Annotated in this window: 17 protein-coding genes and 1 pseudogene; 10 read left to right on the top strand and 8 right to left on the bottom strand. The window is 38.3% G+C overall.

Translation table 11 applies throughout. The features are described 5' to 3' along the window. From GMD1S_RS05100 to trpA, 5 genes and pseudogenes are all read left to right on the top strand, one after another. Positions 1-564 (top strand): annotated as a pseudogene (locus GMD1S_RS05100) (anthranilate phosphoribosyltransferase); the annotation flags it as partial. Further along, positions 561-1328, top strand: coding sequence for an indole-3-glycerol phosphate synthase TrpC (gene trpC / locus GMD1S_RS05095; protein WP_000076508.1), 768 nt, complete (start codon positions 561-563; stop codon positions 1326-1328). The pseudogene GMD1S_RS05100 and the gene trpC, both read left to right, overlap by 4 nt. Next, complete coding sequence (locus GMD1S_RS05090) at positions 1315-1914, top strand: phosphoribosylanthranilate isomerase (RefSeq protein WP_000169932.1); 600 nt, start codon at positions 1315-1317, stop codon at positions 1912-1914. The genes trpC and GMD1S_RS05090 overlap by 14 nt, the downstream gene beginning before the upstream one ends. Beyond that, positions 1892-3115, top strand: a complete 1224-nt coding sequence (trpB, locus tag GMD1S_RS05085) for a tryptophan synthase subunit beta (protein WP_000331305.1) — start codon at positions 1892-1894, stop codon at positions 3113-3115. The genes GMD1S_RS05090 and trpB overlap by 23 nt, the downstream gene beginning before the upstream one ends. Then, positions 3108-3884 carry a tryptophan synthase subunit alpha gene (gene trpA / locus GMD1S_RS05080; protein WP_001127004.1) on the top strand — a complete coding sequence of 259 codons (777 nt, stop codon included), beginning with the start codon at positions 3108-3110 and terminating at the stop codon, positions 3882-3884. Before trpB ends, trpA begins: the two co-directional genes overlap by 8 nt. A gap of 89 nt (positions 3885-3973) precedes the next feature. Here the strand turns inward: trpA and GMD1S_RS05075 are convergent, their stop codons facing one another. Next, positions 3974-4873, bottom strand: a complete 900-nt coding sequence (locus GMD1S_RS05075) for a helix-turn-helix transcriptional regulator (protein WP_000687282.1) — start codon at positions 4871-4873, stop codon at positions 3974-3976. A 78-nt stretch (positions 4874-4951) separates the two neighbouring features. On the opposite strand from GMD1S_RS05075, the gene GMD1S_RS05070 reads away from it, so the two are divergent. Further along, positions 4952-5407 (top strand): effector binding domain-containing protein, encoded by a 456-nt coding sequence (locus tag GMD1S_RS05070; RefSeq protein WP_000682684.1) that lies wholly within the window; start codon positions 4952-4954, stop codon positions 5405-5407. Here the strand turns inward: GMD1S_RS05070 and GMD1S_RS05065 are convergent. Beyond that, positions 5396-6058, bottom strand: coding sequence for a prepilin peptidase (locus tag GMD1S_RS05065; protein WP_000566520.1), 663 nt, complete (start codon positions 6056-6058; stop codon positions 5396-5398). The two genes, GMD1S_RS05070 and GMD1S_RS05065, sit on opposite strands and share 12 nt — an antisense overlap. A 69-nt stretch (positions 6059-6127) precedes the next feature. On the opposite strand from GMD1S_RS05065, the gene GMD1S_RS05060 reads away from it, so the two are divergent. The 3 genes from GMD1S_RS05060 to GMD1S_RS05050 all read left to right on the top strand — a co-directional run bounded on the left by GMD1S_RS05060 (position 6128) and on the right by GMD1S_RS05050 (position 7790). Next, positions 6128-6583, top strand: a complete 456-nt coding sequence (locus GMD1S_RS05060) for a GNAT family N-acetyltransferase (RefSeq protein WP_000155441.1) — start codon at positions 6128-6130, stop codon at positions 6581-6583. A 103-nt stretch (positions 6584-6686) separates the two neighbouring features. Next, entirely contained in the window at positions 6687-7199 is a 513-nt protein-coding gene (locus tag GMD1S_RS05055) for a hypothetical protein (RefSeq protein ID WP_000089606.1), read from the top strand. Between the two features lie 69 nt (positions 7200-7268). Beyond that, positions 7269-7790: a hypothetical protein gene (locus tag GMD1S_RS05050; protein ID WP_000493731.1), complete on the top strand. Its 522-nt coding sequence runs from the start codon at positions 7269-7271 to the stop codon at positions 7788-7790. A gap of 221 nt (positions 7791-8011) precedes the next feature. On the opposite strand, the gene GMD1S_RS05045 is transcribed toward GMD1S_RS05050, so the two are convergent. The 5 genes from GMD1S_RS05045 to GMD1S_RS05025 all read right to left on the bottom strand — a co-directional run bounded on the left by GMD1S_RS05045 (position 8012) and on the right by GMD1S_RS05025 (position 9933). Then, positions 8012-8215, bottom strand: a complete 204-nt coding sequence (locus GMD1S_RS05045) for a CsbD family protein (RefSeq protein ID WP_000102421.1) — start codon at positions 8213-8215, stop codon at positions 8012-8014. Between the two features lie 41 nt (positions 8216-8256). Next, positions 8257-8841 (bottom strand): Asp23/Gls24 family envelope stress response protein, encoded by a 585-nt coding sequence (locus GMD1S_RS05040; RefSeq protein WP_000072935.1) that lies wholly within the window; start codon positions 8839-8841, stop codon positions 8257-8259. Between the two features lie 11 nt (positions 8842-8852). Then, positions 8853-9023, bottom strand: a complete 171-nt coding sequence (locus GMD1S_RS05035; RefSeq protein WP_000454669.1) for a DUF2273 domain-containing protein — start codon at positions 9021-9023, stop codon at positions 8853-8855. A gap of 10 nt (positions 9024-9033) precedes the next feature. Next, on the bottom strand, positions 9034-9597 hold the full coding sequence (gene amaP, locus GMD1S_RS05030) for an alkaline shock response membrane anchor protein AmaP (RefSeq protein WP_000045619.1): 564 nt from the start codon (positions 9595-9597) through the stop codon (positions 9034-9036). Positions 9598-9696: 99 nt separating this feature from the next. Next, positions 9697-9933: a GlsB/YeaQ/YmgE family stress response membrane protein gene (locus tag GMD1S_RS05025; protein ID WP_000964741.1), complete on the bottom strand. Its 237-nt coding sequence runs from the start codon at positions 9931-9933 to the stop codon at positions 9697-9699. 296 nt (positions 9934-10229) lie between these two features. On the opposite strand from GMD1S_RS05025, the gene GMD1S_RS05020 reads away from it, so the two are divergent. Continuing rightward, positions 10230-11711, top strand: a complete 1482-nt coding sequence (locus GMD1S_RS05020) for a M protein trans-acting positive regulator PRD domain-containing protein (protein WP_001205294.1) — start codon at positions 10230-10232, stop codon at positions 11709-11711. A 155-nt stretch (positions 11712-11866) separates the two neighbouring features. On the opposite strand, the gene GMD1S_RS05015 is transcribed toward GMD1S_RS05020, so the two are convergent. After that, positions 11867-13012, bottom strand: a complete 1146-nt coding sequence (locus GMD1S_RS05015; protein ID WP_000209257.1) for a low temperature requirement protein A — start codon at positions 13010-13012, stop codon at positions 11867-11869. Positions 13013-13317 lie beyond the last annotated feature (305 nt).

The following is a 13317-nucleotide window of genomic DNA, read 5'->3' as shown; positions in this document are numbered from 1 at the left end:
TTTCTCTTTGCTAAAAATATGCACCCAGCTATGAAATACATCATGCCAGCTCGTTTGGAGTTGGGAATTCCAACAATTATGAACTTGACTGGTCCACTGATTCACCCAATGGCTTTGGAAACACAGCTTCTTGGTATTAGTCGTCCAGAACTTTTAGAAAGTACAGCTCAGGTTTTGAAAAATATGGGTCGTAAGCGTGCCATTGTGGTTGCTGGACCAGAAGGTCTTGATGAAGCTGGCTTGAACGGAACAACCAAGATTGCTCTTCTTGAAAATGGCGAAATCACCTTGTCAAGCTTCACTCCAGAGGATTTGGGGATGGAACGCTACGCTATTGAAGATATCCGTGGAGGCAATGCTCAGGAAAATGCAGAAATTTTGCTCAGCGTTCTGAAAAATGAACCAAGCCCATTCTTGGAAACGACAGTATTGAATGCTGGTCTTGGTTTCTATGCTAATGGTAAGGTAGATAGTATCAAGGAAGGAGTTGCCTTGGCTCGTCAAGTGATTGCTAGTGGCAAGGCCCTTGAAAAACTCAGACTGTTACAGGAGTATCAAAAATGAGTCAGGAATTTTTAGCACAAATCTTGGAGCAGAAGGCGCGTGAGGTCGAGCAAATGGAGCTGGAGGAAATCCAGCCCTTGCGCCAGACCTATCGCTTAGCTGACTATTTAAAACAACATCAAGACCGTTTACAGGTAATCGCTGAGGTCAAGAAGGCTAGCCCTAGTTTGGGAGATATCAATCTCAATGTGGATATTGTACAACAGGCCCAGACTTATGAAGCGAACGGCGCAGTGATGATTTCGGTTTTGACAGATGAAGTTTTCTTTAAAGGGCATTTGGATTATCTACGAGAGATTTCTAGTCAGGTACAGATTCCGACACTCAACAAGGACTTTATCATCGATGAAAAGCAAATCATCCGAGCTCGGAATGCAGGGGCGACAGTCATCTTGCTCATCGTGGCAGCCTTGTCAGAAGAACGCCTCAAGGAACTGTATGACTACGCGACAGAGTTAGGTTTGGAAGTCTTGGTGGAGACTCACAATCTAGCTGAACTAGAAGTGGCCCACAGGCTTGGTGCTGAGATTATTGGGGTTAATAACCGCAACTTGACCACCTTTGAGGTCGACTTGCAGACCAGTGTGGACTTGGCTCAGCACTTTAAGAAAGGTCACTATTACATTTCTGAATCTGCTATTTTCACAGGGCAGGATGCGGAACGAGTAGCACCATACTTTAACGGAATCTTGGTGGGGACAGCTCTCATGCAGGCAGAAGATGTAGCCCAGAGAATCAAGGAGTTGCAAATTGACAAAGGTTAAGATTTGTGGATTGACGACCAAAGAAGCGGTAGAAACAGCCGTATCAGCAGGGGCAGACTATATTGGTTTTGTCTTTGCACCTAGTAAAAGACAGGTGACCTTGGAAAAGGCTACAGAGCTGGCAAAGCTCATTCCTGCAGGTGTAAAAAAGGTTGGCGTATTTGTTTCACCAAGTCGGGCAGAACTGCTAGAAGCGATTGAAAAAGTTGGTTTGGACTTGGTTCAAGTTCATGGTCAGGTAGCAGATGATTTGTTTGAGGATTTGCCTTGTGCCAGCATTCAGGCGGTGCAGGTGGATGGAGATGGTCATGTCCCCAATTCTCAGGCGGATTATCTCCTCTTTGATGCCCCTGTGGCTGGGAGTGGTAAGACCTTTGACTGGGGTCAACTGGATACGTCTGGACTAGCCCAGCCTTTCTTTATCGCTGGTGGGCTTAAGGAAGACAATGTAGCAAAAGCAATTCAACACTTTACTCCCTATGCAGTAGATGTATCGAGTGGAGTGGAGACAGATGGACAGAAAGATCATGAAAAGATTAGAAGATTTATAGAGAGGGTAAAGCATGGCATATCAAGAACCAAATAAAGATGGATTTTACGGAAAATTCGGCGGACGTTTCGTCCCAGAAACATTGATGACAGCAGTTTTGGAGTTGGGAAAAGCCTACCGTGAAAGTCAGGCAGACCCAAGTTTCCAAGAGGAATTAAACCAGCTCTTACGCCAGTATGTAGGACGTGAAACTCCCCTTTACTACGCAAAAAACTTGACCCAGCATATCGGAGGAGCCAAGATTTACCTCAAACGGGAAGACCTCAACCATACAGGGGCTCACAAGATTAATAATGCCTTGGGACAGGTTCTTCTGGCTAAACGCATGGGTAAAAAGAAAATTATCGCTGAAACTGGTGCTGGTCAGCACGGTGTGGCAACTGCAACAGCTGCAGCCCTCTTTAACATGGAATGTACCATCTACATGGGTGAGGAAGATGTTAAACGCCAAGCCCTTAATGTCTTCCGTATGGAGCTTTTGGGAGCCAAGGTTGAGGCTGTGACTGATGGTTCGCGCGTGCTCAAGGATGCGGTCAATGCAGCCCTTCGTTCATGGGTAGCTAATATCGATGATACCCACTATATTCTTGGTTCTGCCTTGGGGCCTCATCCATTCCCAGAAATTGTTCGTGATTTCCAAAGTGTCATTGGTCGAGAAGCTAAACAACAGTATCGCGATATGACAGGTCAAGATCTGCCAGATGCCCTAGTAGCCTGTGTTGGTGGTGGTTCTAATGCTATCGGTCTCTTCCATCCCTTTGTAGAAGATGAGTCTGTAGCCATGTATGGGGCTGAAGCAGCAGGACTTGGTGTGGATACAGAGCACCACGCAGCTACCTTGACCAAGGGCCGTCCAGGTGTTCTTCACGGTTCCCTCATGGATGTGCTCCAAGATGCCCATGGTCAAATTCTTGAAGCCTTCTCTATCTCAGCAGGTTTGGACTATCCTGGTATCGGTCCAGAACATTCACACTACCACGATATTAAACGTGCCAGCTATGTTCCTGTGACAGACGAAGAAGCCTTGGAAGGATTCCAACTCTTGTCTCGTGTGGAAGGAATTATCCCAGCCTTGGAATCTAGCCATGCCATTGCCTTTGCAGTGAAATTAGCCAAAGACCTCGGACCAGACAAGTCTATGATTGTCTGCCTATCTGGACGTGGGGACAAGGATGTGGTTCAAGTCAAAGACCGCTTGGAAGCAGATGCAGCAAAGAAGGGAGAAGCTCATGCCTAAGACATTAACAGAAAAATTGAATGCTATCAAAGCAGCTGGAAAGGGAATTTTCGTTCCTTATATCATGGCTGGGGACCATGAGAAAGGTTTGGATGGTCTCGCTGAAACAATCCACTTTTTAGAAGATTTGGGTGTTTCAGCTATTGAAGTGGGCATTCCCTTTTCAGACCCTGTTGCTGATGGACCTGTGATCGAAGAAGCAGGCTTGCGAAGTCTAGCTCATGGGACTTCTACCCGGGCTTTGGTTGAAACCTTGAAAACCATTCAGACTGAGGTGCCACTGGTCATCATGACCTACTTCAACCCCCTCTTTCAGTACGGTGTGGAGAAATTTGTCAAAGATTTGGCAGATACAGCAGTTAAGGGCTTGATTATCCCAGACCTGCCTCATGAGCATGCCAACTTTATAGAGCCCTTTTTGGTAGACACAGATATTGCCTTGATTCCCCTAGTTAGTTTGACCACAGGACTTGAACGTCAGAAAGAGTTGATCAAGGGAGCGGAAGGCTTTGTCTATGCCGTTGCCATCAATGGGGTGACAGGGAAATCTGGCAATTACCGCGCAGACTTGGACAAGCACCTGGCACAATTGCATCAAGTAGCTGACATCCCAGTCTTGACAGGTTTTGGCGTATCTAGTCAAGCAGAAGTAGAACGCTTCAATGCGGTGTCAGATGGTGTTATCGTTGGTTCGAAAATTGTAAAAGCTCTCCACCAAGGAGAGCCGATTCAGGACTTTATCAAACAAGCAGTAGCTTACCAAAAATAATCACGCAAGCAGCAAGTAAGAGGAAAGGCACAAAAGGAAGTCTTTCCTTTTTCTTTTGAGAATATAAGTTCATGAATGACAGTTGAATATTAGTTTGGGTATTGCTTATGAATGGTATCTATATAGTTGGTGAAATGTTTTAGGAAATGCTTAGGAGATATAACAGTGATGTATTTTCCAAAAGCAAGCAAGGTATTGTATCCCCAATCATTGTCGTTTAACGGATAAGTAATCTCGTAAATATCGCTATTAATAGGTTTTATGGCATTATAGCCTAAGAGTTCCACAAATTGATCAAGAACAATTTTCTGGACATGCAGGATGACAGGTACTTTGTTTTCATTCATCCAAGCACCACCATCATAGGGAAGTGGTGTAAAATGTCTTTTTGAAAAAGTATCGGAGAGAGTAAGTTCACTAATTCTAGCAACTTTAAAAACAGAAAAACGCGCTTTATCAGTATCGTAGGCATCCATATACCAACTCCGGTCCTTATAGACAATACGGTAAGGCTCACAATTTTTTTGACTCACCAGTCCTTGTGAATTAATATAGGAAAATTTTATTTTTACTCTACCTCTGATAGCTTCCAATAACTTAAAAATCAAAGTTCGTATTTCCAAGTTCCCTTGAGATAGAGATAAATCAATTTCGAAATCAGAGTATGTATTGGTAGCATTTAATTTCAATATAGCATTGAAAGTAGAGGCATCTTCCAATACTTGATAACGGCTTTTTAAACCAGATTCGATCGAAAGCCTTTCGGATTGGGTCAGGGGAGATTTATCAGTTTGGAAGTCTTCCATAAGAAAAATGCCTCCATTTTTTCCTTTCATTACATAGAGAGGAATGCCTGCAAGAGATAAATCATCAATATCTCTCATAATAGTTCGTGTGCTGACTTTAAAAAGTTCTGATAATTCTTTAGCTGTTGTTTTTCGTTTATTTACTAAATGAGAAATAATCCCCATTTGACGGTCGATTTTCATAATTTTCTCCTTAAATATGACAGATAGTTGTCATATTACTTTTGTTATGATTATACCATAAAGAAAGGAGTTCATATAATGAAACATCAAACTAAACCATCGTTTACCTTAGTTGGCAAGAGTATTTTGATAGAAGGAACTACAGTTCATGAACATCACTATTCTAAAGAGAAAACGGCATTCTATACTCAGTTATTTAAAGAAGGAATGCTAGGAAAATTGATGCCCCATTCTCTAGATAAAAGAGGCTATGCTTTGATAGTTCCTCATAAAGATGGTATACAATACTACGCAGGAGTTGCGGCAAATAATGCTGTGGCAGGTTACGAAAGCATTCTTGTCCCAGAGAAAGATTATTTAGTAAGCTCAGCCAGTGGTGATAAATCAAGACTCTTGTTTGATAAATTGGAGGATAACTTTTTTGAGGGAGAATATAGCTCGCTTTACAATGATGGAATTATCTTAGAAATACTTTTAAACGGTAATCCCATGGATGCAGAAGTTGAGCTTTGGGTTCCCAATTCAACAAACTAATAAGAACTGATAGAAAATTATTATAGTCGCAGCAAGTAAGAGGAAAGGCACAAAAGGAAGTCTTTTCTTTTTCTTTTGCGAAAGAAAGGCTAAAATCCCTGCTGCCGAAGAGAACTGAATCAAGATGAGTAATTCTGTCACACTAAAAACGAGCGCACAAGAAGCCAGAAATAGAAAATCTCCTGCTCCCATGCGGATATCGATAAAATGGGCCATGATTCCGAGGACAAGGAAGAAAATCATAACCAGATTCCAGCCAGAGCAGGCCATGAGGATTAGGTGGAACGTCAGCCAGACTAGTAAGGGATATTCCTGATGGCGAAAGTCGTAGATGCCCAAGGTTGAGCCAGCAGTGATTAGGATGGCTTGACCCAAGGAAATCCAACCCAAAGACCAAGTCAGAAAGAGGAGTCCTAAGCCGAATTCAAAAAGGGCATACCAGAATGGATAGCGAATCTTGCAGTAGCGACAGCGAAAGCGATTGAAGACCTGCGAGAGAATAGGAATCAAATCTGAGGGACGCAAGCGAGTCTGACAGGAATCACAGTGACTAGCCGGTCGAATAATGGATTGCTCAGGAAAACGGTCAATGACCAAACCCAAGAAGGAAGCGAGAATGCTCCCGACAAGAAAAAAATAAAGATCAATCATACTTATCTATTCGTAAAAAATAGAAGAAGTAGTATAATAAAGAAACATTGATAAGATGGTGAGGTCAAGATGACAATTCGTTTTGAAGAAAATGTGAGCATAGAAAATGCTCAGCTCGTATGCCAATGGTCCAACTCCCTTGGCAAATCCTTTCAAGAACAATGGATGGGAACAATGATTCCTTTTCCCTTAACAATTCAAATCTTGCAAGATTTGAAAGGAATCTTTTCAATCTTTGATGGACAAGAGTTTGTGGGGCTTATCCAGAAAATCAGGCTAGAAGACAGGAATCTTCATATCGGGAGATTTTTTATCAACCCTCAGAAGCAGGGGCAAGGCTTAGGTAGCCAGGCTTTAAGAAAATTTGTTAGTTTGGCCTTTGAAAATGAAGACATAGATACTGTCTCTCTAAATGTCTACGAGGCAAATCAAACAGCTTACAACCTTTACCAAAAAGAAGGATTTGAAATCGTTCAAATGGTTGAAACACCTATACGAAAATACATCATGAAAAAGGGCAGATAATATTCACGTGGGGCTAGAGTCCCAAGGATTTTCAAGGATAAAGAAGTTATCTTTCAAAGTTAGAAACAAGACTTCTATGATTTCTTAGATAGAGGAGATAAACATGTCGAGACCTAGAAAAATACGAATCTTGCTTGCTTCTGTACTTGCCTTAGTTGTTGGTATCAATCTTTATTCCCACCAAGAACGCTTCCAATTAAAGACCTCCTTTGAAGAAAAGGACACTACAGCTGTCTTACAACATTTAACGGCGTCAGGAAAATATGCGTCTGACATGCGAAAAGCAGGCTATATTGTTCCTCCCGACGGTGTCATTCGCTTGGATGGAGGAATTGACTCCATAGGGATAAAAGGAGACATCGATTTGAAAATGTCGAATCCTAGAAGGGATGAAGTCTCGGTTTTATTTGAAACAATGGTAAATGAGGAAAAAATAGATGCCTACTATATTTTAGATCATCATTTAACCCTAAAACGTAGTTACTATTCTCATATTAGGAATCAGAAAAAAGAAAGTGTGAACATCTCTCCAGCCGAAGAAGAACGCCTGTTAAAGATTGTTCGAAAAGAGTTGAAAGCTTTTCTAGATAAGATGTATCAGACTTTGTATGGTTGAGCTTACTAGTAAGAAATGAACGCGAGACCTTGTTTAGAATGTCAACGATGATAAGAAAAGGGGAGAAGAATGTTTACAGAATTGCTCTTTATTGTCTCTTTACTGTTACTTTTACGTTTGTTTAAAAGTAGGCGCTCACGAATGATTATAGGAGTCTTGTATAGTTTGCTGCTAGTCTGGTTTGTCTTTTCCGTTTTGAACTATGGCAAATACACTCTTCAACCAGGTCAATCCGTCAACTTAAGAGTAAATCCCAGAACACAAGATTTGGAATACTATTCAATCTTCATCTTGAAGAAAAACGATTCAAGTAAAATTAAATTAACTGGCTCAAGTGTTTGGAGTGAAAGAAACGGCGATGTTTACTATGAAGTAGAGGGACAAAAAATTATAAAAAGCCATGGTTTGGATGAGGAGGATGAAGAACTTCCAAACACCCAACCAGATATTTATTTAGTAAAAGATGGAGTTGTTGTGAGTTACCAAGGTGAAAAAGTCTTTGATGCCACCAATAACAAGCCCTACACGATAACCATTACCAACGTAGACAACCAACCAGCCCAATTTGAAGCTCAGGTGGTGGATAAATAAGCCAGTCTAGTAGTGTGCAACCTTTTCAATTTTGTTTCAATTCAATAAAAAACATATTATTTTAAGTAAGCAAACAAGCCCTGAAAACAGAGCTTTTCCTGTTAAGAATTTCTTTTAACGAAAATTGGGAAGCGTGTTTAGAATCCGATCTACAAAAAAAGAGGACATTTACGGTCCTCTTTTTGACTACTATAGATGAAAAGGTCAGCTAACTTTGAGCCTTATTTTTCGTCTTTGTGAAGCATGTTTTTAACACCTTCAATAGCGCCTTCGACAGCATCTTTAGCATCTTCAGCAACTTCTTTTACTTTAGAAACAACTTTTTCAGCTGTTCCTTCTTTTTCCATTTTTTCATCGCCGATCATTTTGCCGACACCTTCTTTAATGGAACCTTTTGCTTGGTTTAATTTTTCTTCTGTTGACATGATTCTGCCTCCTTTAAATTAATTGATTTTGACAAGATGAATTAGTGTACGCGAGCATTTTCCTTTGTTTCGCCCTTAACGGCTTCAACACCTTCGCCTACTTTTTCTTGAACAGCAGCAACACCTGAACCGATACCAGATTTCACTTTTTCAAATTGTTCTGAAGCAAATTCTCCTGTTGAAGAAGCCACGTCAGTTACTCGGTCTTGAAGGCTAACTGAATCTGCTTCATGCTGTTCCTTCGTTTTGATATCAACAACATTCACATTGACTTCAACAACTTCTAGATCAGTCATTTTTGTAACTTGTGATACGACAACATCTTTGATTTCTTTGTATAAAGCAGGGACATTCTTTTGGTACTCAACAACAATGTTCAAGTCAACTGCAACTTGCTCTTTCCCAACTTCAACATTGACACCATGAGTGACATTATCTGTATTGATGATTTTTTCTGTTAGATTAGAGAAGAATCCTCCATCCACATCCAAAAGTCCAGGTACTTTTTCAAGTGAAAGACCAATGATTTTTTGGATTACTTTGTTTTCATAAGTGAGTTCCCCTTTAACATCTTGAGAAACAACAGCAACATCTTTTTTTTCTACATTTTTATCTACGTTTGACATACGAGACTCCTTTATTTATTTAAATATTTTTCCTTAACATAGTATCCTGCAAATGCTCCTAAGGCTCCACAAATTAGTACAAATAGTGTTTTGAAAAAGCCAAAGGATAAGATAAAGCAAGCGAGAATGACACCTACTAAACCTGCAATAATTGGATACTGATATTTTTTAAACCATTCCATTTTTACTTCCTTACTTTACACGACTAACAGTCTTTTTGGTCGTTTTTCGAGGTTCAACTTCTTTAACTTTAACTTCAAGTTTTACCTCACGTTCAATACCAAAGAACTGCTTTAATCCATGAGTTATTTCATTCTGAATGACTAGACATCGATTTGAGATGTTGTCTGAAGGAAGAATTTTCCCTTCTACAGTAACGAAACATTTATTTTTGCGGCTATTAACATGGACCGTTGGTTCTTTCATCAACTGATGATCAATGACCAAACATCGAACAAAGCCTTCGATAGCTGAATTTTTTAGTTTTAATGTATCTTCTTGAGTTTCTAATTGAATCTCTAGATATTGTTTAGGATAAAAGAGTATCACTAACATTGAAATTAAAACTAAAACAGATAGGACAAGTGTCCCCCAAAAGACATATCTAGCAATCAGGAATTCAGCGTAGAGTTCTCTCCAACTGAATAAGTGGATTCCTAAATCACTGACCTGATGATAATCTATGAGAATAGGAAGGAAAATAGTCAAGATTAAGATACAGAAAATAAGTAACAATATTTTCTTTGATTTTGACATATTAAATCCTTTCAATTGAAAAGCTTTAAACCATAATTTTACCCGTCTACAGAATTCAAAATTATGGCTTATCACTTTTAATTTCTTATTAGGTAATGCTTATTTTTTACCAAATAGAAATGAAACGACTGCAACAACAATCACTGCACCAACGATTGACGGAATAATAGCCATTCCAGCCAATGAAGGTCCCCAGCTTCCTAGAAGTGATTGCCCTACAGACGAACCGATAAGACCTGCAAAGATATTTGCAATCAATCCCATTGAACCACCTTTTTTAGTGATTGCACCTGCGATGAGACCAATAAGACCTCCTACAATAATGGACCACAACATAGTGTATCCTCCTTTTCTATTTCTAAATCAAAGAATCAATTTCTTTGATTACACTAATTATATAGTATTTCAACTTGGAAACATAATAGTTCGTCTTAAAAACCGTACTGTAAACATGTACTTTAGATACAAATAAATAAGAAAATCTTGATATTACTGAGTTTCTAAGGGATTAGACTAGTCTTTTTATGACAAGCAAAAGTCGTTGTAAGAGGATAAATGCACTCCATGTGGTATAATTGCATGAAGATTGAAAGACAATCCTTTAGTTTATTATAAAGAGAGAAAAGTTATCCATGAGAGATTTATTATCGAAAAAAAGTCACAGACAATTAGAATTATTAGAATTACTATTTGAAAACAAACGCTGGTTTCATATCTCGGAACTAGCAGAATTATTGCACTGTGCAGAACGTTCTGTAAAAGATGACTTGTCCCAGGTCAGGTCTTCCTTTCCTGACTTGATATTTCATTCCTCAACAAACGGCATCCGTATCATTAATACCGATGATAGTGATATTGAGATGGTCTATCATCATTTTTTTAAGCATTCAACCCACTTTTCAATTTTAGAATTTATCTTCTTTAATGAAGGATGTGATACTGATAGTATTTGCAAAGAGTTTTATATCAGTTCTTCCTCTCTTTACCGTATCATCCGTCACATTAATAAAATTATTAAGAAGCAATATCGTTTTGAAATTAGCCTCAATCCAGTTCAAATCACTGGAAATGAAATCGATATCCGTTACTTTTTTGCCCAGTATTTTTCAGAGAAATATTATTTCCTCGAATGGCCCTTTGAAGATTTTTCTGTAGAACCTTTGTGTAAACTGTTGGCACTGATCTATAAAGAAACTGCATTTCCTGTCAATTTCGCCACTCAACGAATGTTAAAGTTACTCCTCGTAACAAATTTATACCGAATAAAGTTTGGTCATTTTATGGAAGTTGAGAAAAATTCTTTTAACAATCAATTGTTAGAGTCTTTCATGCAGGCAGAAGGCATCGAAGAGATTGTAGCGAGCTTTGATTCTGAATATCGTATCTCTCTGAATAAAGAAGTGATAGGTCAACTATTTGTATCCTATTTTCAAAAAATGTTTTTCATAGATGAAGAAGTATTTCTGAACCATGCAAAAACAGACAGCTATGTAAAAAAATCGTATCAGTTATTGGGAGAACTAGTAGATCAGGTATCAAGAGACTATAATCTCCAAGTAGACAATAGAGACAATCTGATTTGGCATCTGCATAATACAGCACATCTGCATCGCCAGGAATTATCGACAGAGTTTATCCTATTTGATCAAAAAGGTAATACAATCAAGAACTTTCAAAATATTTTCCCTCGCTTTGTTTCAGAGGTGAAGGAAGGAATGGAACATTATCTAAAGACTTTGGAAATGGATGATAGTTCAATGAAGGTCAATCATTTGTCTTATACTTTTATCACTCATAGCAAACACTTGGTGCTAAATATTTTACAAAATCAACCTAAATTAAAGGTTTTGGTCATGAGTAATTTTGATCAGTATCATGCAAAATCAGTAGCTGAGACACTTTCTTACTATTGCAGTAACAATTTTGAACTGGAAGTTTGGAGTGAATTAGAGTTATCCCTTGATGCTCTAAAAGAATCACCTTACGACATCATTATTTCAAATTTTATTATTCCACCTATTGAAAATAAGAGACTGATCTATTCCAATAATGTCAATACAGTCGCTCTCATCTCTTTGCTTAACGCAATGATGTTTATTCGATTAGACGAGTAACTAAGAATAACAAAAAACGCTAGATAGCGTTTTTTGTTTTATAAGGAAAGAATTTTATCTATACTAAACTCAGAATATCCTAACAATCCTGTCATTTTTTAGTTCAGAACAACAAAAAGCCTTGGTTCCCAAAGCTTTTTTATGTTATAAACTCATTAAAAGAACCCCCAGTTAGATTTGGAATATTTTTTATTCTGTGTCATATAAAAATAAATAAAATGAATGGCTATAGCTAGAGCTAAAATGGTTGTTATACTCACTACTATTATAGGATTAGAAGCAAAGATTAAAGAGAGAATCAAGGCAGCCAGATAGAGTGTCGCTTGGACACAGTAGTAACTTTTCGAATAGCGAAGATAGTGTTTGTTATAGGGCCCATTTACTAGGACAGCAGCTTGAAAGAGGCCAAATCCGATATAAGAGAAGCTGGTTGCAAAGAGACGATTAGCTTCAGGATTCAGAAGAAAACTCATCGATACAGTCATCATCATAAGCCCAATGAAAATAGGATAGTGACTGTAAATTAGAAATAGCCCCTTTTGATTAGATTTTTCATCAATAGCATGGTCGAATTGACCAAAATAAAACAAGAACAGAGAAAGCATAATAATGAAATAAAGAACCGAATAAATCGAGAAATTCTCGATTGTAAAGAAGTTAGCTAGCTCCATAATCATCTCTCCAAACGTAATAATGACAAGAAGGGAGATGCGCTCGATTAAATGGGGGAGATTTACCTGGTAATGCTTATCTTTACTAAGCAAGATAATTGGCATAATAAATGTTAGCAGAATACTAGCAAATAAGACAGAGACTCCAACGTAAATAGGAAGAAGAGCTGCTAGATAGACTCCTAAACTTCCTAGACCTGTTATCCATAGAAAACCTTTGATACTTTCCCGTTCAACATTATCGGTTGATTTTCTAAAAAATTCAACCAAATATTGTAAAAATAAGGTAAAGGTTAATGTACCAACAGCCCAACAAAGATAATGAAAATATTGTTGCCAATCAGGTCCCATCATATTGGCTATAAAGAGTAAAAGTCCCATTTTGATAAACATGATTACCATGTTAAATAAAGAGTTCTTTCCATAGCGATTGGTATAAACGGTTTGAATCATCCATGAATCAGTGAGAACCAAAACAGCCATGAAAAAATCAAGGAAAGAATTCCAAGTCAAAATACCGTTATGAAGATGCTCAATTAAAGTAGTTACTTTTGAAATTGCAAAAACAAAAACTAAGTCATAAAAAAGTTCTGAAAATTCTACACGTTTATGTTTAATAAGAGTTGTCATCTTAAGACCTTTCTATTTTAGAAGTACAATTTATTATAACAGAAAATGATAATGAAAGAGAAGGATATGCTTAAATAATTTCATGTGGCGCGAATGAACTGCGCCACAAAAGTTAGGTTTTTTCTGTCTAACTTTTGGGGTGCAGTTCAGAAGGGTGTTCATAAAATTATACCGTTGATATCCATTAGTTGACCAAAAGTAGAACAGATACACAAAAAAGCCTTGTAAATCAAGGCTTTTTCCTGTTGTATTTAGATGCCCCCTACAGGGATTTGGAAAGGACTTTCATATTGAGAGCAATTAAA

Origin of the sequence: Streptococcus sp. GMD1S, from assembly GCF_000296875.1 — a bacterium.
Classification (GTDB): Bacteria; Bacillota; Bacilli; order Lactobacillales; family Streptococcaceae; genus Streptococcus.
Note: the sequence above shows the minus strand (reverse complement) of the source record. Positions and strands in the feature narration are given on the sequence as shown.